The organism is Amycolatopsis decaplanina DSM 44594 (assembly GCF_000342005.1).
GTDB classification, from domain to species: domain Bacteria; phylum Actinomycetota; class Actinomycetes; order Mycobacteriales; family Pseudonocardiaceae; genus Amycolatopsis; species Amycolatopsis decaplanina.
This window is the reverse complement of the sequence record NZ_AOHO01000075.1, coordinates 214,550-238,380: the sequence shown is the minus strand read 5'-3', so window position 1 is coordinate 238,380 and position 23,831 is coordinate 214,550. Positions and strand designations below refer to the sequence as shown.

Here is a 23,831-nt window from a genome sequence, read left to right as displayed (position 1 = left end):
AAATGGCGACCACGACAGACCCCCCGCAGACGCCCTCGGCCGGTTCCCTCGGCGAGCGGCTCCGGGTGCCTTCCCGGTTCCCGTACCGCACCATCGCGATGGGAACCATAGGCAGCACGCTGCTGATGCTGGCGGCGCTCGGCGCCGGTGGCATCCTCATCCGTGACCCGATCCTGGGACACGGACCGCTGTCGTGGATCCGCTACGGCCACGGCCGCATCCTCGCCAACGCGATGCTCTACACGGGCTTCGCGCTGATCATCTGGGCGTGGGTGCGGCTGGGCCGCTACGCGCTCGCCGGCCGGATCGGCAGCCGCCCGATCGTCATCGCCGCCGCCTGCTGGATGGCGCCGCTGCTGGTTTCGCCGCCACTGTTCACCCGCGACGTCTTCTCCTACCTCGCGCAGGGCGCGCAGCTGCTCAACGGGCTCGACCCGTACGCCAACGGCCCGGCCGAGCTGGTCGTGCTGCCGGACGTCGTGCAGAACGTCCATCCGCTGTGGCAAACCACGCCCGCGCCGTACGGCCCGCTGTTCCTGCTGGTCGCCAAGGGGATCGTCTCGGTGACCGGCAACGACATGATCGCCGGTGTCATCGCGACCCGGCTGGTCCTGATGATCGGCCTGGCCGGGATGCTGTGGTCGCTGCCGCGGCTGGTCAAGCACCTCGGCGGCAAGCTGCCGATCACGTTGTGGCTCGCCATCGCCAGCCCCATGACGGTGATCCACCTCGTCGGCGGTCCGCACAACGACCTGCTGATGCTGGGCTTCCTCACCATCGGCGTGCTGGCCGCGCTGGAGCGCAAGCACGTCGTCGCGATCGTCCTGGTCACCATCGGCATGCTGATCAAGCCCACCGCGGCGTGGGCGCTGCCGTTCCTGGTCTGGGTGTGGGCGAACCACCTGCCCAGCGAGCGGAAGGTGGCCAACTTCTTCCGCGCGGGCGCCGCGTCGGTCGGGATCTTCCTGCCGGTGTTCGTCGCGGGTACGTGGCTCTCGCTCGGCTCGGTCAACCTCGGCTGGCTGACCGGTCTCAAGGCGCCCACGCTGATCGCGAACTGGATGAACTTCCCGACCGGGATCGGCGAGATCTTCTACTCGCTGGTGAACCTGGTGATCGACGTCGAGGTCTCGCCGTTCGTCACCGTCTTCCGGGCGATCGCGATGGTCGGGCTGTTCGTCTTCGCCGGCCGGCAGTGGTGGCTCGCCCGCGACGGCGGGAACCCGGCGATCCACCGGATGGCGATCGTCCTGCTGGCCGGCGCGATCGTCCCACCGCCCTCGCTGCCCTGGTACCTGACCTGGGGTTTCGTGGTCCTGTCGGCTTTCGAATGGCGCCGCAGGAACCTCGCGGTCGTCGTCGCGGTCTCGGTTTTCGTGACGCTGGTCTACTACCCGACGGGGGAGCAGGCCCTATACGACTGGTGGTTCATGGCCGGCGTCGTCGCGGCGAGCGTGTACGCGGCCGCTTCGCTGCTGCGGCCGGATCCGCTCGGGATCATCGCCGCCTGGCGGGGGAAGCCGGTGGAGCAGTTCCTGCCCGCTGAGGCTCCTGAACGCTAGCTTTCCGTGAAGGCCCCCTTGAGGGACCCAGAGTCCCTCAAGGGGGCCTTCACGGACCTCCGACCAGGTCATTCAAAGTGTATAACGACCTATACGGCATGGCGATGGCCTTGTTGCCGTGAACGGCAACAAGGCCAAAAGAAGCTCAAGAAGCGCGCCACCCACTCCAAGAATGAACGAGCGTGCTCACCACGGCATGCGGAGCAGGCTGTGCCTCGTACTGCGGATACTTCTCCCGCAACAGCCGCACCGGCAGCACCTGCTCGTCGGGATCCGTCAGCATCCGGGCGACACCGTCCGCCCGAGCCCACCACAGCCCGTTCCAGTCATCGGAGTAGCGGTCGGTCAGGAAGCTGACCACCGGGTTCTCCGCGATGTTCTTCAGCCGTCGCAACGCCGTCGTGCTCTTCGGCTTGTGATCGATCGCGAACGCCACCGAATCGCCTTCGACAACGAACGTCACCGGCACGAGATGGGGGACGCCGTCCGAACCCGCCGTCGCCAGTCTCGCGATCCGCTCGCCTTCGAACCGCGACCGGGCTTCGGCAGGCGTCATCCGCATGCCCGTGACGGTACCTAGGTCGCGTCCTGGCCCGAACGGCGCACGCGGAGCACGTTGTCCGAACGCGTTCCGTGCTGTCCCTCCGGTCCCGGGAAGTCGTGCGTGATCAGGTCCTGCCGCTCCACGGTCCATTCGCCGTCGGCCAAGGCCAGCGCTTCGAGGACTTCGGCGGTCGTCGGGAAGTGGACGTCCTTGTGCGGCGGCTCGTCCATCCACGTCGGCCAGCCCGCGTGACCGGCGACCACCAGGGTGCCGCCAGGCGCGACGGCCTCGGCGGCGCGGCGGAGTGCCTTGTCCCGCTCGCCGTCCTCCGCGACGGGGGAGTGGAAGAACTGCGCGGAAACGAGGTTGAACCGTCCCTCCGGGAACGACTTCGCCAAGTCGTGACGCTCCCAGGTGATGCCTTCGACTCCGGCCTCCGTCGCGTGCTCGGCGGCGCGCTTGAGCGCGACGTCCGAGATGTCGACGGCGGTGACGCGCCAGCCCTGCTGCGTGAGCCAGATGGCGTCGCCGCCTTCGCCGCATCCGAGGTCGAGTGCCGTCCCCGGCGTGAGCGCGGCGACCTCGTTCACCAGGATCGGGTTCGCCTTCCCGCTCCAGACCTGGTCCTTGTCCCGGTAGAAGTCTTCCCAGAACCGCTGTGTGGAATCCATGACCGCAAGATGCCTCCGGTTCGGCCGGCTCCGCAAGTTCCGTTGCCGTTATGGCAAAACCAGGAGCGTGCCCGCGTCGGCGTCGAGGGTGGCCCGTGCCCCGAGTGGGATGGTCGGCGAGGCCGGGACGTGCCCGACGCCGAAGTCCCAGGCGATCGGCACGCCGAGCGGGCCGAGCCGGTCGAGCATCAGGGCGCGGATCGACTCGGGATCGCCGCAGGACTTCCACGAACCCAGCACGAAGCCCCGAACTCCGTCGAGCCAGCCGGAACGCAGCAACTGGGTCAGCATCCGGTCGATCCGGTAGAGGCTTTCGGTGACGTCTTCCAGCAGCACGATCGCCTGATGTGCCGAACCCTGTTCCGGCGCGCCGAGACTCGACGCCAGCAGGGCGAGGTTGCCGCCGGCGAGCGTGCCGGTCGCGGTGCCGGACACCAGCGGGGACGACGTCGGCGAGGCGATCAACCGCACACTTTCCGGTTCGAACAACGACAGTCGCAGGTGTTCCGCGGCCACCGCGTCGAACAGGGTGGTCGCGGGCAGGGGAGCGAACAGCGTCTCCAGTCCCAAGTGGACGTTCACCGCCCGGTGCAGCGCGGTGACGTCGCTCGACCCGGCGAACATCTTGGGTCCGGCGGCCCTCAGCGCCGCCCAGTCGACCAGGTCGAGCATCCGCTGCGAGCCGTAGCCGCCGCGGGCGGCGAGGACGCAGGTCACTCCGGGGTCCAGCCAGGCGCGGGTGAACTCGGCTGCCCGCGCCTCGTCGGAGGCCGACAGATAACCGGTGGGCGCCGCGCGGACGCATTCGCCGACGTGGACTTCGACGCCCCAGCCGCGGAGCACCGGCAGCGCCTCCTCGACGAGGTTCGGCGGGACCGGCCCCGCCGGGGCGACCAAGGCGATCGTGTCGCCCGGTCGCGTCTTCGGTGGCCTCACCGGCTCAGCCGGAGCTTCGGCACGCCGGGCGTCTCGAAGCCGAAGACCTGACCGTAGAACGACAACTCCGCTTCGAGCGCGGCCACGATCGTCTCCGCTTTCCGGAAACCGTGCTGCTCGCCCTCGAACCTCAGGTAGGCGTGCTCGATGCCGCGCCCCGCCAGCCCGGCCACGAACCGGTCCGCCTGCTCCGGCGGGCAGATCTCGTCCTCCAGACCCTGCAGGAACAGCAAGGGGCCGGCGAGGGTGCCCGCGTTGTTGATCGGCGACCGGTCCCGGTAGCGCTGCTCGGCCTCCGGCAACGGCCCGATCAACCCGTCGAGGTAGCGGGACTCGAAGTCGTGCGTCTCGCCGCCGTCACCGGTCCACTGGGTGAGGTCGAGGATCGGGTACATCACGGTGCCCGCGCGATAGGTCGTCGTGGTGGTCAGCGACGCGGCGGAGGTGTACCCGCCGGCGCTGCCGCCGCGGATCGCCAGCCGGTCGCCGTCGACGGTGCCTTCGGCGGCGAGGGCTTCTGCGACGGTGACGCAGTCGGCGACGTCGACGACGCCCCACTGTTCCCGCAGCCGCTCGCGGTAGGCGCGTCCGTAGCCGGTCGAGCCACCGTAGTTGACCGTGACGACTGCGATCCCGCGGCTGGTGAAGTAGGCGATCTCGTAATCGAGCACCGCGCTGTCCCGGCCGGTCGGCCCGCCGTGCGGGTACACGAACAGCGGAGGCCGTTCGCCGTCCGGCGCGGCGAAGTCGGCGTTCGCGGGCAGGTAGACGAAAGCCGGGATCTGGTCGCCGTCGTCGGTCTTGAAGATCCGCTCCACGGGCGTCGACAGGTAGGCGGGCGACGGAGGCTCGGGCGCGGACGCGAGTTCGGTCACCGTCCCGGCTTCGAGATCGACCTTCACGACGGCGCCTTCGCGCTTCGGGCCCGCCGCGACGCCGACGATGTGGCCTTGGTGCACGGCGAAACCGTTGATGGACCATGCGGTCAGGTCGGCGGCGGCCGCCACCGGGGTCACTTCCCGCGTCGCCTCGTCGAGGACGGCGAGCCTGCCCGACGCGAGGACGGCGAACCGGCCGTCCCCGAGCGGGGTGAACCAGCGCGCGCCGAGTTTCCACTGCGCACCGCCGATCTCCTGTTCGGCCGGGGCCAGGTTCGTGATGTCGCCGTCGAGTCCGACGCGGTGCAGATTCCACCAGCCGTCCGGGTCGAGCAGGGCGAGCAGGCTGTCCGCCGACTCCCATTCGACCTGGCAGACGGAGATGTCGGCCGCGCCGGCGAGCACTCGATGAGGTCCGAACGTCCCGTCCTCGCGGAGCTCGGCGACGCACAGTTCCGTGCCGTCCCAAGGCATCGCGGGGTGGTTCCAGCCGAGCCACGCCGCGCGCGTGCCGTCGGGCGAGAGCTGCGGCGCGGTGAGGAAGTGATGGCTGGCCGTGAGAACCCGTTCCCGGCCGCCGTCGAGGGGGACCGCGATGAGGTCACGGGCGATGTCGACGCGCCGCGGGCCGGTGCTGCGCTCGCGTACGAGCCACACTTCTCCGGCCCGGCCGGGCCGGAGATCGCTGTAGCGGATCTGGTGCCGGGTCGCCGGTTCCGGGGTCAGCGGTGCCGTCTCGCCGGTGGTCAGGTCGCGGCGGTAGACGCGCTGATCCGCCCAGTGGGTGAAGACGAGGACGTCGCCGAGGACGAGCCAGGGGCGTCCGCCGTACTCGTGGACCCGGTTCCGGACGTTCCATGGGGCGGGGAGGACGTCCTCGACCGTGCCGTCGGCGCGGGACCGCACGAGGGTCACGCGGCCGCCTTCACCGGTTCTCGCTTCGGCCCACCAGACCTCGTTTCCCGCGGTTCCGAGCCATTGCGCGCTGACTCCCGAGGCCGCGACGTCGGCGGCCGACAGGGGAGACGTCCAGGTGCCGTAAGGGGCGATCTCAACCACAGTCGAAGACTAGGAGCGCCCCTTTGCCCGCGACGGCCCGGGGCACAGCTCGCGCGGCCGGTTTTGTCGAGCGGTTCGCCCTCGGCGGCTGCGCTGATGGGCTCTCGCCGGGAGAAAATACCTCGAACCAGTGGGGCGGCGGATGCCGATCATGGGGCCGTGGCCTAGGGTCAAAGGTGCCATGTCTCGCGTAATCCACGTCTTCCGCCAGCCCGACCGGTTCGTCGCAGGAACCGTCGGTGAGCCCGGCGACCGCACGTTCTACCTCCAGGCGTCCGAGGACGTCCGCACGATCAGTGTGACGATCGAAAAACAGCAGGTCGTGGTCTTGGCCGAAAGGCTCAGCTCGCTGCTGGAAGAGGTCGCCAGCCGGTTCGGCGCGGACGTACCGGACGACGCGCCCGCCGAGCTCCTCGACGTCGACCCCCTGACCGTTCCGGTCGAGGAGGAGTTCCGCGTCGGCACGATGGGGCTCGGCTGGGACGCCGACAGCGGCGCCGTCGTCATCGAACTGCTCGCGATGACGGAAGGCGAGGTGGATGAAACGGTCGTTCTGGACGACACGGAAGAGGGGCCGGACGCCGTGCGCGTCTTCCTGAGCCCTGGCGCCGCGCGCGCGTTCGCGGAACGAGCGGACCGGGTGGTCAACGCGGGTCGCAAGCCGTGCCCGCTGTGCGCGGAGCCGCTCGACCCGGCGGGCCACATCTGCCCGCGCCAGAACGGGTACCGGCGCGACGTCGACGTCCTCGAGGACTGACCAGGTGGCGGAGACTTCGCGGGAGCTGGTGACGCGCGGCAAGATCGACGTCGAAGGCAGGCTCGTCGACGCCTCCAACGTCACGCTCTTCTGCACGATCGAACTCGACGGCGTCACCGGCAACGTCGTCTACAAGCCGGTTTCCGGCGAACAGCCGCTGTGGGACTTCCCGGACGGGACGCTCGCCGGCCGCGAGGTCGCGACGGCGATGATCGCCGACGCGTCCGGGCTCGGCGCGATCCCGCCCACGGTGCTGCGCGACGGGCCGTTCGGGCCCGGCATGGTGCAGCTGTGGATCGAGACCACCGATGAGGAACTGGTCGACGTCCGGTCCCCGGAGAGCCTGCCGGACGACTGGCGCGTCGTGCTGCACGCGCACGATCGCGACGGTGAGCCGGCGGTGCTCGCGCACGCGGATCGGCAGGGCATACGGGAACTGGCCGTACTGGACATCGTGGTCAACAACACCGACCGCAAAGGCGGCCATGTGCTCGCCGGCGCCGACGGTCGCGTCTACGGCGTGGACCACGGGATCTGCCTGCACACCGACCCGAAGCTGCGGACGGTGCTCTGGGGCTGGATCGGCGAGCGGCTGACCGAAGTCGAGGTCGGCAAGCTACGCGGCCTGCGTGAGCTGCTGGACGGGGAACTCGGCGACGCGCTCAGCGAGCACCTCACCGGTTTCGAGATCCGCGCGTTGGCCGAACGTACCGACCTGTTGCTGGCGGAGGGTGTCTTCCCGGAGCCGGGTGACGACTGGCGCGCCATCCCGTGGCCGCTGTTCTGATGGACGATCAGGCGCGTGCGCGCCTGATCAAGCGATTCGGCGAAGACGTCACGACCTGGTGCGGCGAACTGCCCGCCCTCGTGGCGCGGTTGGCGCGGCAGTGGGGTCTCACCGTCGTCGACGCGAAACCGGGCAACAGCGGCCGGACTCTGATCTGCGTCGGAGACGACGGCACCAAGAAGGTCCTCAAGCTGACCCCGGATCGGACGATCGCCGAGTCCGAGGCCGCCGCGCTGCGGGCGTGGAACGGCTGCTCGCGGGTTGTCCAGGTGCTCGACAGCGAACTCGCCGACGGGGCGATCCTGCTGGAGGGCATAGATCCCGGCACGCAGCTGCTGGAGGCGGGGGCGAACGTCCCGTGGGCCGAGGTCGGCGACCTGTTGACCCAGATCCACGCGGTGACCCCGCCGCCGGGTTTTTCGACGCTGGAAGATCGTGTCGTCTTCATGTACCGGCTCGCCGAGCGCGGACTACGTGGTTCGGTGGCCGAAGCGACGCTGTCGCTGGAGACCCTCGATCGCGCACGCCTACGTGCGCTGACTCTCGCGGCCGGTGGGACGGGGAACGCGATCGTGCACGGCGACCTGCATCCGGGCAACGTCCTCGACGGCGGGCCCGGCAGGGGAGCGGTCGCGATCGATCCGCGGCCGAGCGTCGGCGACCGGTCCTTCGATCTGGCCGACTGGGTGACGTTGCCGATGCGCGACGGTGGAACGCTCGAAGACGGCTTCGACGCGATCGCGCCGCATCTGCCGGGATTCGACGCCGAGCGGGTCCGCGCGTGGTGTGTCGCGCTTTCGCCGCTGTTCGTGATGCGCCCGCTCGAGCGGGATGAGCGGAGCCCGTTCGTCGAAGCGATGCTGTCATTCTGTTGGTGAACCTGAGTCCGCGATCGACGTCGGCAGGGCGGCGGATGGCCGCCTGACCGGCGTGGCGGGGAGACGCTGACCTCGGGCACCGATAGCGTCGACCGCCGTGCGCTCCCATTCGTACGACGACGTGTTGTCCGGCCCGCGCAAGCGGAAGATCCCCGAGGTGCCCGCGGAACCGGGGCTCGTGGTCGAAGACCCGGCCAGCGGCTATTGCGGTGCCGTCGTGAAGATCGAGTACGGAAATGTCGTCCTCGAAGACCGGCACGGTAAGCACCGCGTGTTCCCGCTGAACCCGGCGGGTTTCCTGCTCGAGGGCAAACCGGTCACGCTGGTACCGGCGAAGGCGGCCCCGAAGACCCCCGCCCGGCGGATCTCCGCGTCCGGGTCGGTCCAGGTCCAGGGGCTCAAGGCCCGGGTCGCCCGCGATTCGCGCATCTGGGTGGAGGGCAAGCACGACGCCGAACTCGTCGAACGGGTCTGGGGACACGATCTGCGGGTCGAAGGCGTGGTGGTGGAACCACTCGATGGGGTGGATGTGCTGTCCGACCGCATCGGCGAATTCGGCACCGGACCCGGTCGTCGCCTCGGTGTACTGGTCGACCATCTGGTCGCGGGCAGCAAGGAGTCCCGGATCGTCGACGCGGTCCGCGACGAGAACGTGCTGATCACGGGACATCCGTACATCGACATCTGGGAGGCCGTGAAGCCGTCGGTCGTCGGCATCCGTGCCTGGCCGGCGATCCCGCGCGGCACGGAGTGGAAACAGGGCGTCTGCGACGCGCTCGGCTGGGGTGAGCCGTGGGAGGGCTGGCAGCGGATCCTGGCGGCGGTCAGCAGCTACCGGGATCTGGAAACGCCGCTGATCGGAGCGGTGGAACGACTCATCGACTTCGTCTCCGATCCAGGCGAGGAGCCCTGAATGCCCGGTTTGCGTGGGGTCACGCAAGGTCACGCATCGGTCACGTCGGTTTCGCTTCTTCGGTATGAATCGGCGCGATCTGGGAGCATGAGCGCATGACAGGCGCTCTCATCTGGCTGATCGCCGGCATTCTCTTGATCATCGCCGAGCTGCTCTCGGGTGATCTGTTCCTGCTCATGGTCGGTGTCGGAGCCCTGTTCGGGGCGGGCTCGGCCGCCTTGACCGGAAACCCGTTCATCGACGTCGCGGTGTTCGCCGTCGCCTCGGTCGGGATGCTCGTCCTCGTCCGCCCGACCCTCAAACGCCGGTTCCTCGCGGGACCGGACATCAAGACCAACACCGACGCGCTGATCGGCGCGCGAGCGGTAGTAGTGTCCACAGTGGACGGCGATGCGGGCCAGGTGAAGCTGGCCGGTGACGTCTGGTCGGCACGGAGCATGACCGAAGGGGAACCGATCGCCCCGGGGACATCGGTGACGGTCGTCGAGATCTCGGGCGCCACGGCGGTCGTCTCGGCCGACGTGTGAGCCGGATGGCCGCACCGCAACAGGTTTCTACGTAAGGGGAAGGTAGTTGTCAGAGACAGTGGTGTTCATCGTCGTCGGACTGCTCGCGTTGTTCGTGGTCGTCGTGGTGGTCAAGGCGATCATGGTGGTGCCGCAGGCGCAGTCAGCCGTGATCGAACGGCTGGGCCGGTTCCGGACGGTGGCTTCTCCCGGCCTGACGTTTCTGGTGCCCTTCCTGGACAAGGTGCGGGCGCGGATCGACCTCCGCGAGCAGGTCGTCTCGTTCCCGCCCCAGCCCGTGATCACCGAGGACAACCTGACGGTGTCCATCGACACGGTCGTGTACTTCCAGGTCACCGACTCGCGGGCCGCGGTCTACGAGATCTCGAACTACATCGTCGGTGTCGAGCAGCTGACCACCACGACCCTGCGTAACGTCGTCGGTGGCATGAGCCTCGAGCAGACGCTGACCTCGCGCGACTCGATCAACAGCCAGCTGCGTGGCGTGCTCGACGAGGCCACCGGCCGCTGGGGCATCCGCGTCGCCCGGGTCGAGCTGAAGGCGATCGACCCGCCGCCCTCCATCCAGGACTCGATGGAGAAGCAGATGCGCGCCGACCGTGAGAAGCGCGCGATGATCCTGACCGCCGAAGGTCAGCGTGAATCGGCGATCAAGACCGCGGAAGGTCAGAAGCAGAGCCAGATCCTCGCGGCCGAAGGTGCCAAGCAGGCGGCGATCCTGAGCGCGGAGGCGGAGCGGCAGTCGCGGATCCTGCGAGCACAGGGTGAGCGTGCCGCTCGGTACCTGCAGGCGCAGGGTCAGGCGAAGGCCATCGAGAAGGTCTTCGCGGCGATCAAGGCCGGACGTCCCACGCCCGAGGTCTTGGCGTACCAGTACCTGCAGACCCTGCCGCAGATGGCGCAGGGCGACGCGAACAAGGTCTGGATGATCCCGAGCGACTACGGCAAGGCCCTGGAGGGCTTCGCCCGCGCGCTCGGCGCCCCTGGCGACGACGGCGTGTTCCGCTACGAGCCGCCGAAGGAAGACCTTGTCGAGAAGCCGGATCTGGAGGACGAAGAGGTCCAGGGCTGGTTCGACACTTCAAGCGACCCGAAGGTCGCCGAGGCCGTCGCGGCCGCGGAAGCCGTGGCGCGCAAGGAAGTTCCGGCGCTGGGTGTCGCCACGCCGCGGCAGGAGCCGCCCGCTCCGCGTCAGGTTCCCAAGGCCGCGCCGGCTCCTGAGCCGGAGGCGGCCCCGGAGCCCCCGCGGCAGCAGGTTCCGCCGCCCTCCCGGCTGCCGCAGCCGCCCGCCGGTCCGCAAGGCGGCCCGCACCAGGGACCGCCGTCGCAGGGGCCGGGCAGTGGCCCGTTCCCGCAGCAGGGGCCGTTCGGCGGTCCGCAGGGTGGTCCGCCGCCGCAGCGCTGAACATGGACATGAGAGAGGGTCGTCCCGTGCGGGACGACCCTCTCTTGTGTCTTTACGGGGTTCCGGCCAGCTGGTCGTGAGTGGCACGACCTCGATCAACGGAGGATCGGGGACGTTGAGTGTCCCGGATCCTCCGTTGATCAAGGTCGGAAACGGCGGAAGGACCGTTCAGCTCCTGAGGAAATCGAGCGTCCGGTACTCGTCGACCACGGAGGCGAGCTCGGCGATGCGGGCCTGCCCGGCGTCGACGAGCCGTTGCCCGGCGCGCGCCCACTGCTCGAGATCGGGGGACATCGGCGGGATCTCGGCCAGGATCTCCGCGCTTTCGGCGAGGCTGAGTCCGACCCGTTGGGCGGCGACCGCGAGCCGGATGCGGCAGATGGCGTCGACCGTGAACCGGCGTGCGTTGCCCGCGGTGCGCTCGGCGGTGATGACACCGTAGCGCTCGTAGTACCGGACGGCGTTGGCCGAGACCCTGGCCTTTCTCGCGACCTCGCTGACGGTCAGCCGGGCATCGAGCGGGGTTCGTGTCGACGTCGTCATGCCGTGCTCCGTACCGTGGTCGGTTTCGTTGCCGGGGCGGGCCGGGTCCCCAGCCTGACCACCAGGGCGAGCACCATGAGGGCGAGGACACCGATGAGAGTCAGACGATACGCGTCGACGATCTCCCCGGTGAGCGCCGAACCCGCCGACGGATCGTTCAGCGCGGCCAGACCCCGCCCCGCGGTGGCTGCCGCTATCAAACCGGTGAACACCGCGCTCACCGCCGCGGTGCCGACCGCGCTCGCGATGGTGCTGGCCAAGGGGAGGATCGCGGAACCGGATGCGAGGTCCGGCCCGTGCAGGTCGCGGCCCGCGCTCACGATGGTGGGCATCATGATCGCTCCGGTACCCGCCCCCTGGAGTACTCCCAATATCGCCAGCGTTGTGTACGGAGTATCCGGCGTGAGGACGAGCACGGTCAGAGCGGTCGAGGCGATCGCCAGGCTCAGCCCGGTCCCGACGACGATCCGCGGGCCGAAGCGTTCCAGGAGGCGGGCGGCGAGCTGGATGCTGATGCCCATCCCGATCGTGCCCGGCACCATCATCACCGCGCTGATCAGCGCCGAGTCGCCGCGGATCACCTGGATATAGGCCGGCATCAGCAACATCGAGCCGAAGTACGGCGCGGCGTACAGCACGAGGACGGCGGCGTTGCGCCCGAACGTCCGGTCACGCATGAGCCGGACGTTCAGCAGTGGTGCGGGATGACGCCACGAACGACGCGTGAACACGGCTATGAGTGCCAGTCCGGCGGCGACGATCGCCATCCGGACGTCCACGCCGATCGTCTCTTCGCTGAATCCGTACGCCACCGCGACGACGCCGGGGACGAGAAGCAGACCGCCGGCGACATCGATCGGGGTGCGTTCCGCCGACGGGGTGTCGGCGGGCACCCAGCACAGCACGCCCACGACGGCGAGCAGGGCGGGCGGAACGGTGATGAACAACAGTGCCCGCCATGACAGGACGTCCAGCAGGATTCCGCCGAGCAGCGGGCCGAGGATCGGCCCGATCAGCAAGGGAAGACCGGTGATCGTGGTCATCCGGCTCCGGCGTTCCGGGGCCACCGCGCCGAAACCGATGGTCATCCCCAAGGGGTTGATCAGGCCGCCGGCGAGGCCCTGCGCCGCGCGGGCGGCGATCAGCCAGCCCAGATCCCCGGCGGCTCCGGCGGCAGCGGACGCCGCCGCGAACACGAGCAGCGCGGCCAGGTACACCCGGCGCGCTCCCCATCGTTGCGCGAAGGTCGCCGCGAGCGGCATCGCGGCGACCATGCCGAGCGCGTAGGCGGTCGCGATCCACTGGATCGTGGTGAGCGACGCGGAGAAGGTCGTCATGAACCGCGGCAGGGCGACGGCGACGATCGTGGTGTCGAGAACGGCCATCAAGCCGCCGAGTGCGATCACCGCCGCGATGCGCAGTTCTCGTCCGGTCAGGCGGTTCATGCCGCACTCACCCGCTCCGCGACGCGTCCGGCGCGCAGGGTGCGGGCCCACCAGCCCAACTCGGTCATCGTCGCGGCCAGCGCGCCGCGCTCGCCTTCGGTGCCCTCGTACCCGTTCGGGCCGAGACGGGTCCACGGAGCGCTCAGCAGCACCGCGTCGCGGATGGTGGTGGCCCTCAGTTCGGGGAAGATCAGCCGCAGTTGCTCGACCGCGCGGATGCCGCCTGATCCCGCGCCGTAGCCGACGAACGCGACGGGCTTGTACGCCCACTCGGTGAAGTGCCAGTCGATCGCGTTCTTCAGCGCCGCCGGGAAACTGTGGTTGTACTCGGGGGTGACGACGAGGTAGGCGTCGGCCGCGTGCAGCCTCCCGCTGATCACCGTCTCGGTGCCGCCGGGGCGTGTTCCCCGCAACGGCAGATCGATGTCGGCGAGGTCGATCGGGTCGACCTCCAGGCTGTCGATCGCGGCGAGTTCGGTCAGCAGCCAGCCCGTGATGGCGTCGGCGAAGCGTTCGTGCCGGACGCTGCCGATGATCACGGCGAGGCGGATGGGGGACTGTGTGGTGGTTTCCGTGCTCATGCCGACGACGCTAAAAGTTCGTCCATAGGCGAACTCAAGCCATTGCGGCTCTGGTCACGAACCCTGGACCTCAATATAGATCTAGGTTGTACGGGATGCCGGGTTGACATGTAGGAAATCTCCTACGTAGGTTGCGGGCATGAACATCGACCGCATCCAGTTCCTCACCGTGCAGGTGTCCGATCAGGCCAAGGCGCGGGACTTCTACGTCGGCAAGCTCGGTTTCGACCTGCTCGTCGAAGTCAGCGGCCCGCACGGTCCGTTCGTCATGGTCGGCCCCAAGGGGGCGGAGACCGGGATCGTCCTGGTCGACCGCGCCGTCGGCGGGCTGGATTCCGATACGCGCGTGCACTTCCAGTTGAGCACCACCGACGTCGATGCCGACATCGCGGAGCTTCGCGCCCAGGGCATCGAAATCGAGGACGCGGAGGAGTTGCCGTGGGGTCGGGTGACGTCCCTGAAGGATCCCGACGGCAACGCGATGGGGCTACTCGAACCTTCGGGCTACGGGAACTGGCCGCGCTAGTGCCGGTCAACGACGACGTCTTCGCCGCGCTCGCCAACCCGGCCCGCCGTGAGGTGCTGGGCATCCTTCTCGATGGCCCGCGGGCGGCGGGTGAGATCGCCGAACGGTTCGACATGCGGCGGCCAAGTCTGTCGGAACACCTTCGGGTGCTCCGTGAGGCTGGGCTCGTCCGGGAAGAGAGACAGGGCCGCAATCGCGTCTACTCTCTGGAGGCCGCTCCGCTGCAGGAGGTCTCCGACTGGCTTTCGCCGTACGAGCGATATTGGCGCGGCAAGCTGGGCAACCTGCGCGAACTGCTGGACGAGGAGGACTTCTGAACGACGAGGATCCGACGGCGGTTCACGTCGACCAGTTCCTGGCGCATCCGCCGCGCAAGGTGTGGCGAGCGCTGACCGAACCGCAGTTGCTGGAACGCTGGCTGCGCATGCCGAACGACATCAAACCCGTTGTGGGGCAACGGTTCGAACTACTCGCGGACCCTGTTCCCGCCGCCGGCTTCGCGGGCGGCCCGGTCGCCTGCGAGGTGCTGGCCGTGGAGCCGGAGCGGTTGCTCAGCATCAGCTGGGGTCCAGAGTGGACGGTCACCTGGCGGCTCGAGCCGGAGGGCCGCGGGACCCGGCTGTTCCTCAGCCACGAGGGCTTCGACCCGGAAGACGAATTCCAGCGGATGTCACGCCGGATCATGGGCGGCGGCTGGCGTACCGGGGTTCCGAAGGCACTGGCGCGCGTATTGGACGAGATGCCGGACTAGAGGACCCAGCCGCCGGACCGGCCCTCGACAGCGGGTCTAGGATCCCCGCTGTGACGGACGAGAAACCGCTCCGAGCCGATGCCCGCCGTAACCGCACACGGGTGTTGGAGGCCGCGGAGCGCGTCTTCACGGCCAAAGGCACCAGTGCGCCGACCGAAGAAGTCGCCCGTGAAGCAGGTGTCGGGGTCGGCACCGTGTTCCGGCACTTTCCGACGAAAGAAGCGCTGCTGGAAGCGGTACTCTTCGCGCGCCTTCACCGCTTCGTCGACGAAGCGGAGGCCACGGTGGCCGCCGACTCGCCCGACCCGGGCGCCGCGTTCTTCGGCTTCCTGACCGGCTGGATCGAGATGGCCGGTGCCAAGAACGCCTATTTCGAAGCCCTGTCGGCGGCCGGGGTCACTGTGCCGTCGGCCGGGTCCGTCATCGGCGTCCGCTTGAAGGACGCTCTCGGCGTGCTGCTCAGCCGGGCGCAGGGCACCGGTGACGTCCGCGACGATCTCGGCGTCGACGAACTGATCGCGGTGATCATCGGAACGGCGAAGGCGGCGGAGCATGCCGGGCCCGAGTTTCGGGCCCGGACGATCTGCATCCTCTTCGACGGGCTTCGGCCGCGTCAGGCGTAGGGGGCCATCGTCGGCCGCTTCGGCGTGAGCGCGTCGCCCGAGGATTCGCCACGCAGCCTGCGCTTGATCCACGGGACAGCGTGCTCCTTGCCCCACTGGAGATTCTCGGTCCGCCGCGCCTGCGGGCTCAGCGGCGGTCGCGGTCCGAGCACGGCGGGCGTCAGCTTGTGCGGTTCGCCCAGCGCGTCAAGGACGGCGATGGCGATCTCGTTGTGTCCCGAGGAGTTCAGGTGCAGGCGGTCCGGCGCCCACAGTCGCCTGTCCCGCAGCCGGCGCATGGCCCACATGTCCACCAGCAGCGCCCCGTGCCGCGCGGCGATGCCACGGACATGCTCGTTGTAGATCGCGACGCGGCCCCGGATCTTGCGGAACAAGGCGTCTTCGACCCCGTCGACACCGGTGAAGAGGATGACCCGCGCACCCGTGGCGACGACTTTGCCGACCGCGACGTCGTAGTCCTCGATGAGTGCGTCGATGTCGACCTTCGGCCGCATCAGGTCGTTGCCGCCGGCGTACAGCGTCACGAGATCCGGGTTCAGCGCGAGCGCCGGATCCAGTTGCTCCGCGAGGACCTGTCCGAGGAGTTTGCCGCGGATCGCGAGGTTGGCGTAGCGGAAGTCCGGGTGGTTGGCCGCGAGGCTGCCCGCGACGCGGTCAGCCCAGCCGCGGACGCCGTTGGGGGACGACGGGTCCTCGTCGCCGACACCCTCGGTGAAGGAATCCCCGAGACAGACTAAGCGGTTGGTCATTCGACAACCCGCGGGATACGTCCCTCGAATGGTGATGGCATACCCGGATGCTACCCAGCGGGTGAACTCTGCTTGGCGGCCCCTGCCATTCAGGCCGCACGTCGTATGGAGGTGGGCGCGAGGTCGGCGCTCCTCTGCTCATGTCATCTGTATCGGGTTGGACCAGCCGAGCAGAGCTCCTCGCCGGGCTGATAGGCAGCATCTTGGCGCCACGGGCGAGCTCACTGCGGCCTCGCTGCCCTGAAACCTGGCGTTGACGGGCCTCCTCGCTGGCGTGGTGGGGTTGGCGACGGGAGCGGGCTCGCCAGAGCGATCTGGCGCATTCTTGACTATTCAGAAGAGACATGAACTCCGATCAGAATGCCCGATTTGCGCACTTTGCGTGGCTTCGTGCGGAGGCGCGGTCTCCCGCGCGGACGGCCACTCGGTCGTCGCGCGCCAGGGCAGAGCCGCCGTATCCCACGTCGAGCTGGATCGTGCTCGCGTCCCGCTCGACCGGGGCCGCTTCGGTCTGGGTGGTCTCGGCCAGGCGCGTGTTCGAGAGCGCGAGGACGTGAGCGCCGACGGGGCGACGCTCGGCCTCGTAGGAGTCGAGCAGGGCGAGCGGAGCGCCGTCGTTCACGACGGCGGCGAATTTCCATGCGAGATCGTGGGCGTCTTGGATTCCGGTGTTCATGCCCTGGCCGCCGACCGGCTAGTGGACGTGTGCCGCATCACCGGCCAGGAACACGTCCTTGACGCGGTAGCGCTCGACCAGACGGACGTTGGCGCGCCACACCGAGGTCCACTCGGGTTAACGGACGTTGGCGCGCCACACCGAGGTCCACTCGGGTTAGTGGATGCGGATGTCGGTCCGGCCCGCTCTCTACTCGAGGGTGGTCTGGAGGTCGGCGAGGCTGAGCCGAGGCTCCGCGCAACAATCGCGCCACCGCGCGTCACCTGGCCGTCGGCACCTGTTGAGTTCATCGGAATGGCCATCCGGCCATCCGCGATCACACGTTCGGCGATGCCGAGATCCTCGAAGATCTCCAAAGTGCGCGGTTGCACGCCCTTGCCGCTGGAGCCCGGACGCGGACCGGGCTCCGCCTCGATCAGCCTGCGATCGCCGATGCTGAGCGCGCCCCGGAAACTACCGGGATGTCGGGTGCCGTGTGTGTGGGTGCGCCGCTGGGTGATGGCGACGGGAAGGTCTTGCGTGTACTTCTGCCTGGTCGTCGACATATCCGATCGCTAGCCTGACCGACGGGTTCCGTATTCCTGAAGACTGTCGGAAAGATGGTGGTGGCAGCATGAAAAAACGGTTCGCTGGTTTGCTTGCCGTGGTTGGTCTGACTTCGGCACTTTTGATCACCGGGACCGTGACGGCCGCGGCTGCGCCCGCGGATGACTGTCGACATTACAGTTTGTCGGGGCCGAGGCAATCGGGTCAAGTCGCCGTGCTGTGCATGAGAATCAGTCCTTATCGTGACACCGGGAAGTACGCGGCCCATTGGACGATCACGAGCGCCAAGGCCAACACCAAGGTGCTGGGGTATTTCGACAGCAAGTTGCTCAATCTCAGCACCACTTATTCCTGGTGGACGTTCGACAAGGTCGTCACGGTCGGCGCTTGCGTGAACAACGAGTGTGGTACCTGGGTGGACATCTGGAGGCATGTCTAGGAATGGCCGGAGGAATTCTTCCGGTGGTTCTGCTGGTGGTTGCTCATGATGGTGGAGGTTGTTCTCCCGATAGGTGGAATCGAAGTCGCGGTACCACTCAACCAGAGGATTTGACGTGTCGCTACGAATCAAGGAATTCCACCGTCGTTCCGCTCGACGTCTCTCGCGAACCCGACGCAGGTGAGCCCGGCGGTCGGGTCGCCGAGATCCGGACCGCGCCCGCTGCACCATCCAGGATGTCCTTTCGGATACATCACCTGGGCGGAACTGTCCGGTGCCTCCGCTTGATCAGGCATCCTCTGCCGGCCCTGCATTTTCCCCGGTCATGGTGCGGTTTGTGAACGGAACTGCAGCTTGGTGCGTGGCGGATCGGGGAATCGGCATGAAGCTGCCGGCGGTGATCGTTGAATTCCTCGAGCCGGTGCGGTTGAGTTCGTTGATCATCGTCGCGAGGAAAGAACCGGATACCGGACGCGTACCCGGGAGGTGAGCTTGGATCCCACCCGGCCGTCGGCAGGTCTCGGTCGAATCATGGAGGACTTGGGCAGCACACTGGTCGAACTCGTCTGCGGTGACCCGGCAGGCTCCCCCGAGATCGGGGGCGTCGTCATCTACGACCCGCGTGACGAACTGGCGCTTCCCCACTGTGCCCTCGTGCTGGGCGTCGGCGTGCACGATCGGGCCCAGATCGCCGGCCTGCTCTCCCAGTTGGGTGAACACGGCGCGTCGGCGCTTATCGTGCGGGCTCCGGTGCGGGCGGACTCGGTGATCAAGGAAGCATCACGGCGTTCCGGTGTCGCGCTGCTCGGACTGGCGCCGGGAGCGTCGTGGGACCAGTTGGCCGCGATGATCCGTTCGCTCGTCGACGACGGCGATCGAGGTGAGATCGAGCGGGAAACCCTTGGCGGACTGCCTTCGGGTGATCTCTTCGCCCTCGCCAACGCGGTTTCCGCGCTGGTCGGCGCCCCGGTCACCATCGAGGACCGAGGTTGCCGCGTCCTGGCCTTCTCCGGAGGGCAGGAGGAGACCGACCCCTCGCGAATCGCGACCATCCTCGGCAGGAAGGTACCGGCACGGCTCGCGAGAAGTCTCGAGGAGGGCGGCATCCTCCATGAGGTTTATCGCAGCAGGCAGCCCGTGTACATCGAGGCCTTGCCGGTCGACGAGTCGGTGCTTTCCACGCCACGGGCCGCGATGGTGGTCCGGGCGGGGGATGAGGTGCTCGGGTCGATCTGGGCTGCCGTGCAGGCGCCGCTTTCCGGGGAACAATGCGCGGCGCTCCGTGACGCGGCGAAACTCGTGGCACTGCACATGATGTGGCTGCGGACCGGGAGCGACGTCGAACGCCGTCTGCGGGCAGGGCTGGTCGGTACCGCGTTGGAGGGTGGTTCCGGAGCGGCCGAGGCGGCGCGCAGGTTAGGGCTGGCAGCGCACTCCTGCGTGGTGCTCGCCTTCGCGCTCGCTGCCGTCCCCGGCGACGAAGCGCAGTACATCGCGGAACGGCAGCAGGTCGTGGACGCGCTCGCGCTGCATTTGGGGGCGGTGCATCCCCGAGCCGCCACGGCCTTGGTCGGCGATGTCATCTATGCCGTCCTGCCCGTTCCCGGCGATGACGAGGCGGCGGAGGACCGCGCGGTGCGGATCGCGGCGGACTTCCGCAACCGGCTTGGTGACCGGTTGAGCGTGCTCGTCGGCGTCGGCCCCAGCACACTCGGCAGTACGTCCTTGTCCCGGTCACGTGCGGGTGCCGACCGCGCATTGCGTGCGCTCCGCGAAGGGCGCAGCGGCCGTACGGTCGCCCGTACCTGCGATGTGCTCAACGAGATTCTGCTGCTGGAGATGGCCGAGCTGATCGCGGAGCACGGCGACACTCCGGCAGGGCCGGTGGCGCGGCTGCGTGCCTACGACAGCACGCACAACACCCACCTCGTGGAAACGCTCGACGCCTGGCTCGACGCGTTCGGCGACATCCCCGCGGCGGCCAACGAGATCTTCGTGCATCCCAATACTTTCCGGTACCGGTTGCGCAGGCTCGCGGAGATCAGCGGACTTGACATCGGTGATCCCGAGGCCCGGTTCGCCGCGATGCTGCAACTGCGGTTGTGGCGGCACACGTCCTAGCGAAGCGAAGGGGTCGCCAGAGGCGAGGTGCCGGGCTCGGAGCCGCTGCCTGCCCGCGTGTGCTGAAGGCACCGGCAGCCGCTGTCGGCCTGCCAGTGCGCGGCCGAACGCGGCGCCGTGCGAAATGAGGTCATGAGCGGAGCGGCCGGATCATCCGTCTTGGCGAGGAGCTCGAGCCGGATCGCCGTGCTGGTCAGCGCCTCGATGCGAGCACGATGATCACGGAACCACGCGGCGGGGTCACCCATCGCGACTTCGCCGGTGCCGAACGCCGCCACCGCCTGCCGGATGGTCGCCGCGTACCGGCCACAGAGCCGTGCCACGGCCTGCCGGAACATGTCTTCGCGGCTGTCGGACCAAGCTTCGGCCGCGACCGCCAGCCGGACCAGGCTTGCCATCCGGTACACGAAGCCGTCACGCTCGAGCAGATACGCGTCCGCCAGCCGATCGAGGACATCCTCCGCTTCTGCCTCGGAGATCTCACCCAGTTCCGCCGCCATCCACGGCACATAGGACGGAGCGTCCGCGATCGCGAGTGCGGCGAGCATCCGCCCGTCGCACTCGCCGAGCGCCCGGTAAGCAGCCACCGGCTCGGCCCGCACCCGCGGGTCACCGGCCGACAGCTCCGCGAGGCGGCGGCCGGGGTCGCGCAGCCTGGCGACCAGGCGCGTGACCGTCCATTGTGGCCTGCTCGACAACCGGGACGCCGCCGCCTGCAAGGCGAGCGGGTGGTGGTCGCACAATGCCGCCAGCTCTTCGAGCACGCCGGGACCGGTGCCGTCCCGTGTGCCGATCAGCTTGGTCAACAGCGCCAAAGAATCCTGGGGGAGCAAAGGCCCAAGGTGGACTGTCGTGTCCGGCAGGCCGTGCAGGTGTTCGCTGGTGGTGACAACCATGGCGCAGCCCGGGGCCGCCGGTAGCAGCGCCCTGACCTGACTCATGTCGGAGGCGTTGTCCACGAGCAGCAGCACCTGGCGGTCACGAAGAAACGAACGGTAGTGCGCGGCGGCTTCGTCGGCCGAGTGCGATGCCGCGAAGGTGCTGACGTCGAATGCACGTAGCACGCGCCTGATCGCTTCTTCCGCCGACACTCCGCTGAGATCGAGGTAGACCTGGCCGTCCGGGAACGCTTCCGCGACCCGGTGACAGGCGTGCACGGCCAACGCGGTCTTGCCGATACAACGTTGCCCGGTCAGCATCACGAGCGAAGGCCTCGCGAGGCCGGGGCGTGCCACCGCGTTGATGACACGCGCGAGTTCGGGGTCGCGACCGGTGAAGTGCGGGATGTCCGGGGGTAGCTGAGCGGGCGACGGCCGTGACCCGCACTTGACGCGTTTCGGTGTGAGCAGTTCCTCGCTGGAGCGCAGAATCGCCCTGTGCAGCTCTCGCAGCCGTGCGGCGGGTTCCAGGCCGTGGAGCCCGAGAAGTTGCCGGCGATGGCCCTGATAGACCTCCAGAGCTTCGACCTGGCGTCCGAGCCGGTAGTGCGCGGTCATCAGCAGACTGGTGAAGCGGTCCTGCAGTGGATGCTCCGCCGCCAGCTTCGCGAGCTCACCGACGGCCGACGCTTCCGCTCCGATCGCCAGTTCCGCTTCGAACCGTTCGGCCAGGACCGCCAGCCGCAACTCGTTGAGCCGCACCCGTTCCGGCTCGGCGAAGCCCGGGCAAGTGTTGTCCAGCGGAGCGCCACGCCAAAGCTCCAGGGATTTCCGAAGCAGCCGCGCTCCTTGCTCGTGTCGTTCCTCGGCATTGGCCGCCCGTCCCAGTGCGACGAGCCGCTCGAACTCGGTCAGATCGAGCCAGATCGTCTCCGGTTCGATGACATATCCCCGGGATCTCGTCTGGAGAACTTCCCGGTGTTCGCCACATCTGAGAACCTTTCGCAAGGTCGCGACGTAGGAATGCACCAGCGCTTGCGCCGTCTTCGGTGGTTCTTCCGGCCAAAGCGTGTCGATGATCCGGGACACCGAAAGCGGTTGCCCGCCGGAGAGGAGTAACGCGGCCAGCACGGTCCTCGGCTTCGCGCCGCCCAGTGGCAGCGCTGAGTCGTCCTTCCAGGCCTCGATCGCTCCCAGCAGGCGGAATTTCATTCGTGCTCATCCCTGTCGTCGAGCGCTTGTCGCTTCGACTTCATATTCTTCAGGTCCGGCGTGAGCGCCGGCGTTGTGGCGGGAGCCGAATCGGGCAGGGGAGTTTGGTACCCGGAAACGAAGACACGCGAGACATCCGGAGCGGCGACACTGGGTGTCCGGAATGTCTCGCGTGCCGTTTTCGTCGTGCGGAGGGGGGTGACCGCACGTGAGCCGAAGTGTGCCCGAGGAGGCTGGGAAAAAACCTGGGCGGAATCTTCCGCGGATCCGATCCCAGGTTTTCTCCTGGAGGCCTGTTCGTCAGCTGGGTACCGAGATCCGATCGCGGCGACGATTGACCACGCGCCAGCCGATCACGAGCACGATGACGATGGCGGGCATCGAGTAGAAGGCGATCTTTTCCGCTCCTTCCGAGAAGCCCATCAGCACGATCACCAGCAGGAGGAAGCCCAGGGTGGCCCAGCCGGTGTAGGGCGCTCCCGGCATCCTGAATCGCGGACGTTCCACTTCTCCGCGAAGTGCGGCTTGCCGCAGCCGCATCTGGCAGATGATGAGCGTGGCCCAGGTGGACACCACGCCGAACGAGGCGATCGCGGTCGTGATGTCGAATGCCTGCTTCGGCACCAGGTAGTTGAGCACGACACCCAAGACGTAGACGGAGCAGGTGAAGAGGATCCCGCCGTAGGGAACGTGGTGCTTGTTCATCCGGCCGGCGAATTCGGGTGCTTCACCCTTGTCGGAGAGCGCGCGCAGGATTCGCCCGGTGGAGTAGAGACCGGAGTTGCAAGAGGACAGCGCGGCGGTGAGCACGATCGCGTTCATGACGTCACCGACGGCCGGAATGCCGAGCCGAATGAAGACCGTGACGAACGGGCTTTCACCCGAGCTGTAGAACGGCCACGGCACGAGCATCGCCAGCAACAGTACCGAACCGACGTAGAACACGGCGATCCGCCACACGACACTGTTGACCGCCTTGGGAACGACCTTGCCGGGGTCCTGGGTCTCCCCGGCGGTGATGCCCACGAGCTCGATCCCGGCGTAGGCGAAGATGACCGCCTGCAAGGTCATCAGGGTGATACCGAATCCCGAGGGGAAGAAACCCTCGTGGGCGAACAGGTTGTGCGCCCCGGCCGTTGTTTCCCCGATCTGCGCGCTCGTGAGCACGAGGCCGAGGCCGACGACGAGGAACACGACGATGGCGAGGACCTTCACCAGCGAGAACCAGAACTCCAGCTCGCCGAACAGCTTGACGCTCAGCAGGTTCACCGCCAGCAGCACACCGAGCGCGGCCAGCGCCGTGACCCACTGCGGGATGTCGGGCAGCCATTTGTGCACGTAGATCGCGACCGCCGTGATCTCCGCTATCCCGGTCGTCGCCCAGTAGAGCCAGTACAGCCAACCGGAGGCGAAACCGGCCCACGGGCCGATGAACTCGCGCGCGTAGGTGACGAAACTGCCCGAGCTGGGTTGGTACAGCACGAGTTCGCCAAGTGCGCGCATGACGAAGTAACCCGCGATCCCGCACAGCGCGTACGAGAGGAGCAGTGAAGGACCCGCCTGCTGGAGTTTTCCGCCGGCGCCGAGGAAAAGCCCGACTCCGATCGCGCCGCCGATGGCGATCATCTGCACCTGGCGGCCGCTCAGTGCTTTGGTGTAGTCACGAACATGGTCGCGATCCAAAGGAGAACTCATGTTTTAGTCCTGAGGGTTCGATGGCTCGGGAAGCGCGGATGGCTGCTTCCGCTGCGACGGGTGTCACATCGCGAGAATTCATTTTGCTTCCGGAGCCTGCAAAGAACCTGCAGCCGTCCATTCGCGAAT

General features: G+C 68.2%; 24 protein-coding genes and 1 pseudogene. 13 read left to right on the top strand and 12 right to left on the bottom strand.

Features of this window, described 5'->3' with window-relative positions; genetic code table 11:
* Positions 1–2: 2 nt before the first annotated feature.
* Positions 3–1,562, top strand: a complete 1,560-nt coding sequence (gene mptB / locus H074_RS33595; RefSeq protein ID WP_007034550.1) for a polyprenol phosphomannose-dependent alpha 1,6 mannosyltransferase MptB — start codon at positions 3–5, stop codon at positions 1,560–1,562.
* Between the two features lie 145 nt (positions 1,563–1,707).
* Here the strand turns inward: mptB and H074_RS33590 are convergent, their stop codons facing one another.
* The 4 genes from H074_RS33590 to H074_RS33575 are packed head-to-tail and all read right to left on the bottom strand — an operon-like array spanning position 1,708 to position 5,650.
* Entirely contained in the window at positions 1,708–2,124 is a 417-nt protein-coding gene (locus H074_RS33590) for a TIGR03668 family PPOX class F420-dependent oxidoreductase (protein ID WP_007034549.1), read from the bottom strand.
* Between the two features lie 14 nt (positions 2,125–2,138).
* On the bottom strand, positions 2,139–2,777 hold the full coding sequence (locus H074_RS33585) for a class I SAM-dependent methyltransferase (protein WP_007034548.1): 639 nt from the start codon (positions 2,775–2,777) through the stop codon (positions 2,139–2,141).
* A 48-nt stretch (positions 2,778–2,825) separates the two neighbouring features.
* Positions 2,826–3,713, bottom strand: a complete 888-nt coding sequence (locus H074_RS33580) for a S66 peptidase family protein (RefSeq protein ID WP_007034547.1) — start codon at positions 3,711–3,713, stop codon at positions 2,826–2,828.
* Positions 3,710–5,650 carry a prolyl oligopeptidase family serine peptidase gene (locus H074_RS33575; RefSeq protein WP_007034546.1) on the bottom strand — a complete coding sequence of 647 codons (1,941 nt, stop codon included), beginning with the start codon at positions 5,648–5,650 and terminating at the stop codon, positions 3,710–3,712. Before H074_RS33575 ends, H074_RS33580 begins: the two co-directional genes overlap by 4 nt.
* Before the next feature lie 181 nt (positions 5,651–5,831).
* Between H074_RS33575 and H074_RS33570 the strand changes: the two genes are divergently transcribed.
* The 6 genes from H074_RS33570 (at position 5,832) to H074_RS33545 (ending at position 10,917) form a co-directional block, all read left to right on the top strand.
* Positions 5,832–6,407 (top strand): DUF3090 domain-containing protein, encoded by a 576-nt coding sequence (locus H074_RS33570; protein ID WP_007034545.1) that lies wholly within the window; start codon positions 5,832–5,834, stop codon positions 6,405–6,407.
* Between the two features lie 4 nt (positions 6,408–6,411).
* Positions 6,412–7,194 carry an SCO1664 family protein gene (locus tag H074_RS33565; protein WP_007034544.1) on the top strand — a complete coding sequence of 261 codons (783 nt, stop codon included), beginning with the start codon at positions 6,412–6,414 and terminating at the stop codon, positions 7,192–7,194.
* Positions 7,179–8,072, top strand: coding sequence for an aminoglycoside phosphotransferase family protein (locus H074_RS33560; RefSeq protein WP_007034543.1), 894 nt, complete (start codon positions 7,179–7,181; stop codon positions 8,070–8,072). The genes H074_RS33565 and H074_RS33560 overlap by 16 nt, the downstream gene beginning before the upstream one ends.
* Positions 8,073–8,169: 97 nt before the next feature.
* Positions 8,170–8,985 carry a DUF3097 domain-containing protein gene (locus H074_RS33555; RefSeq protein ID WP_007034542.1) on the top strand — a complete coding sequence of 272 codons (816 nt, stop codon included), beginning with the start codon at positions 8,170–8,172 and terminating at the stop codon, positions 8,983–8,985.
* A gap of 95 nt (positions 8,986–9,080) precedes the next feature.
* A complete protein-coding gene (locus H074_RS33550) occupies positions 9,081–9,512 on the top strand; it encodes an NfeD family protein (RefSeq protein WP_007034541.1) in 432 nt (143 codons plus the stop codon).
* A gap of 58 nt (positions 9,513–9,570) precedes the next feature.
* A complete protein-coding gene (locus H074_RS33545; protein WP_007034540.1) occupies positions 9,571–10,917 on the top strand; it encodes an SPFH domain-containing protein in 1,347 nt (448 codons plus the stop codon).
* A gap of 168 nt (positions 10,918–11,085) precedes the next feature.
* Here H074_RS33545 and H074_RS33540 read toward each other — a convergent pair whose 3' ends face one another.
* From H074_RS33540 to H074_RS33530, 3 genes are read right to left on the bottom strand one after another with little or no spacing between them, the layout of a single operon-like run.
* Positions 11,086–11,460, bottom strand: coding sequence for a MerR family transcriptional regulator (locus H074_RS33540; RefSeq protein WP_007034539.1), 375 nt, complete (start codon positions 11,458–11,460; stop codon positions 11,086–11,088).
* Entirely contained in the window at positions 11,457–12,905 is a 1,449-nt protein-coding gene (locus tag H074_RS33535) for a DHA2 family efflux MFS transporter permease subunit (protein ID WP_007034538.1), read from the bottom strand. The genes H074_RS33540 and H074_RS33535 overlap by 4 nt, the downstream gene beginning before the upstream one ends.
* Complete coding sequence (locus H074_RS33530; RefSeq protein ID WP_007034537.1) at positions 12,902–13,486, bottom strand: NADPH-dependent FMN reductase; 585 nt, start codon at positions 13,484–13,486, stop codon at positions 12,902–12,904. Before H074_RS33530 ends, H074_RS33535 begins: the two co-directional genes overlap by 4 nt.
* A gap of 139 nt (positions 13,487–13,625) precedes the next feature.
* Between H074_RS33530 and H074_RS33525 the strand changes: the two genes are divergently transcribed.
* Genes H074_RS33525 through H074_RS33510 form a run of 4 tightly spaced genes read left to right on the top strand, consistent with a single transcriptional unit; the run spans position 13,626 to position 15,386 of the window.
* On the top strand, positions 13,626–14,012 hold the full coding sequence (locus tag H074_RS33525; RefSeq protein WP_007034536.1) for a VOC family protein: 387 nt from the start codon (positions 13,626–13,628) through the stop codon (positions 14,010–14,012).
* Positions 14,012–14,329 (top strand): metalloregulator ArsR/SmtB family transcription factor, encoded by a 318-nt coding sequence (locus H074_RS33520; RefSeq protein WP_007034535.1) that lies wholly within the window; start codon positions 14,012–14,014, stop codon positions 14,327–14,329. Before H074_RS33525 ends, H074_RS33520 begins: the two co-directional genes overlap by 1 nt.
* A complete protein-coding gene (locus tag H074_RS33515; RefSeq protein ID WP_268744783.1) occupies positions 14,275–14,763 on the top strand; it encodes an SRPBCC family protein in 489 nt (162 codons plus the stop codon). Before H074_RS33520 ends, H074_RS33515 begins: the two co-directional genes overlap by 55 nt.
* 50 nt (positions 14,764–14,813) lie before the next feature.
* Entirely contained in the window at positions 14,814–15,386 is a 573-nt protein-coding gene (locus H074_RS33510) for a TetR/AcrR family transcriptional regulator (protein ID WP_007034533.1), read from the top strand.
* Here H074_RS33510 and H074_RS33505 read toward each other — a convergent pair.
* Both H074_RS33505 and H074_RS42195 read right to left on the bottom strand, forming a co-directional pair.
* On the bottom strand, positions 15,377–16,135 hold the full coding sequence (locus H074_RS33505; protein ID WP_007034532.1) for an SGNH/GDSL hydrolase family protein: 759 nt from the start codon (positions 16,133–16,135) through the stop codon (positions 15,377–15,379). The genes H074_RS33510 and H074_RS33505 overlap by 10 nt on opposite strands.
* A 355-nt stretch (positions 16,136–16,490) precedes the next feature.
* Positions 16,491–16,865 (bottom strand): annotated as a pseudogene (locus H074_RS42195) (FAD-dependent monooxygenase).
* A gap of 559 nt (positions 16,866–17,424) precedes the next feature.
* On the opposite strand from H074_RS42195, the gene H074_RS40475 reads away from it, so the two are divergent.
* Positions 17,425–17,796 (top strand): hypothetical protein, encoded by a 372-nt coding sequence (locus H074_RS40475; RefSeq protein ID WP_152521541.1) that lies wholly within the window; start codon positions 17,425–17,427, stop codon positions 17,794–17,796.
* A gap of 288 nt (positions 17,797–18,084) precedes the next feature.
* On the opposite strand, the gene H074_RS40845 is transcribed toward H074_RS40475, so the two are convergent.
* Entirely contained in the window at positions 18,085–18,240 is a 156-nt protein-coding gene (locus tag H074_RS40845) for a hypothetical protein (RefSeq protein WP_161630718.1), read from the bottom strand.
* An 87-nt stretch (positions 18,241–18,327) separates the two neighbouring features.
* Between H074_RS40845 and H074_RS33490 the strand changes: the two genes are divergently transcribed.
* On the top strand, positions 18,328–19,917 hold the full coding sequence (locus tag H074_RS33490; protein WP_007034530.1) for a PucR family transcriptional regulator: 1,590 nt from the start codon (positions 18,328–18,330) through the stop codon (positions 19,915–19,917).
* Here the strand turns inward: H074_RS33490 and H074_RS33485 are convergent.
* Together H074_RS33485 and H074_RS33480 are read right to left on the bottom strand one after the other, a co-directional pair.
* On the bottom strand, positions 19,914–22,007 hold the full coding sequence (locus H074_RS33485) for an AfsR/SARP family transcriptional regulator (protein ID WP_007034529.1): 2,094 nt from the start codon (positions 22,005–22,007) through the stop codon (positions 19,914–19,916). The genes H074_RS33490 and H074_RS33485 overlap by 4 nt on opposite strands.
* Positions 22,008–22,307: 300 nt before the next feature.
* The gene (locus tag H074_RS33480; RefSeq protein WP_039923945.1) at positions 22,308–23,702 is read right to left on the bottom strand and encodes an amino acid permease; all 1,395 of its coding nucleotides are present in this window, start codon (positions 23,700–23,702) and stop codon (positions 22,308–22,310) included.
* Positions 23,703–23,831: the final 129 nt, after the last annotated feature.

Excerpts from the sequence above, each read along its gene's own strand:
- mptB (WP_007034550.1), top strand. The coding sequence starts at position 3 with ATGGCGACCACGACAGACCCCCCGCAGACGCCCTCGGCCGGTTCCCTC.
- H074_RS33590 (WP_007034549.1), bottom strand. The coding sequence starts at position 2,124 with ATGCGGATGACGCCTGCCGAAGCCCGGTCGCGGTTCGAAGGCGAGCGG.
- H074_RS33585 (WP_007034548.1), bottom strand. The coding sequence starts at position 2,777 with ATGGATTCCACACAGCGGTTCTGGGAAGACTTCTACCGGGACAAGGAC.
- H074_RS33570 (WP_007034545.1), top strand. The coding sequence starts at position 5,832 with ATGTCTCGCGTAATCCACGTCTTCCGCCAGCCCGACCGGTTCGTCGCA.
- H074_RS33550 (WP_007034541.1), top strand. The coding sequence starts at position 9,081 with ATGACAGGCGCTCTCATCTGGCTGATCGCCGGCATTCTCTTGATCATC.
- H074_RS33540 (WP_007034539.1), bottom strand. The coding sequence starts at position 11,460 with ATGACGACGTCGACACGAACCCCGCTCGATGCCCGGCTGACCGTCAGC.
- H074_RS33535 (WP_007034538.1), bottom strand. The coding sequence starts at position 12,905 with ATGAACCGCCTGACCGGACGAGAACTGCGCATCGCGGCGGTGATCGCA.
- H074_RS33530 (WP_007034537.1), bottom strand. The coding sequence starts at position 13,486 with ATGAGCACGGAAACCACCACACAGTCCCCCATCCGCCTCGCCGTGATC.
- H074_RS33525 (WP_007034536.1), top strand. The coding sequence starts at position 13,626 with ATGAACATCGACCGCATCCAGTTCCTCACCGTGCAGGTGTCCGATCAG.
- H074_RS33505 (WP_007034532.1), bottom strand. The coding sequence starts at position 16,135 with ATGACCAACCGCTTAGTCTGTCTCGGGGATTCCTTCACCGAGGGTGTC.
- H074_RS40475 (WP_152521541.1), top strand. The coding sequence starts at position 17,425 with ATGAAAAAACGGTTCGCTGGTTTGCTTGCCGTGGTTGGTCTGACTTCG.
- H074_RS40845 (WP_161630718.1), bottom strand. The coding sequence starts at position 18,240 with ATGATCAACGAACTCAACCGCACCGGCTCGAGGAATTCAACGATCACC.
- H074_RS33490 (WP_007034530.1), top strand. The coding sequence starts at position 18,328 with ATGGAGGACTTGGGCAGCACACTGGTCGAACTCGTCTGCGGTGACCCG.
- H074_RS33485 (WP_007034529.1), bottom strand. The coding sequence starts at position 22,007 with ATGAAATTCCGCCTGCTGGGAGCGATCGAGGCCTGGAAGGACGACTCA.
- H074_RS33480 (WP_039923945.1), bottom strand. The coding sequence starts at position 23,702 with ATGAGTTCTCCTTTGGATCGCGACCATGTTCGTGACTACACCAAAGCA.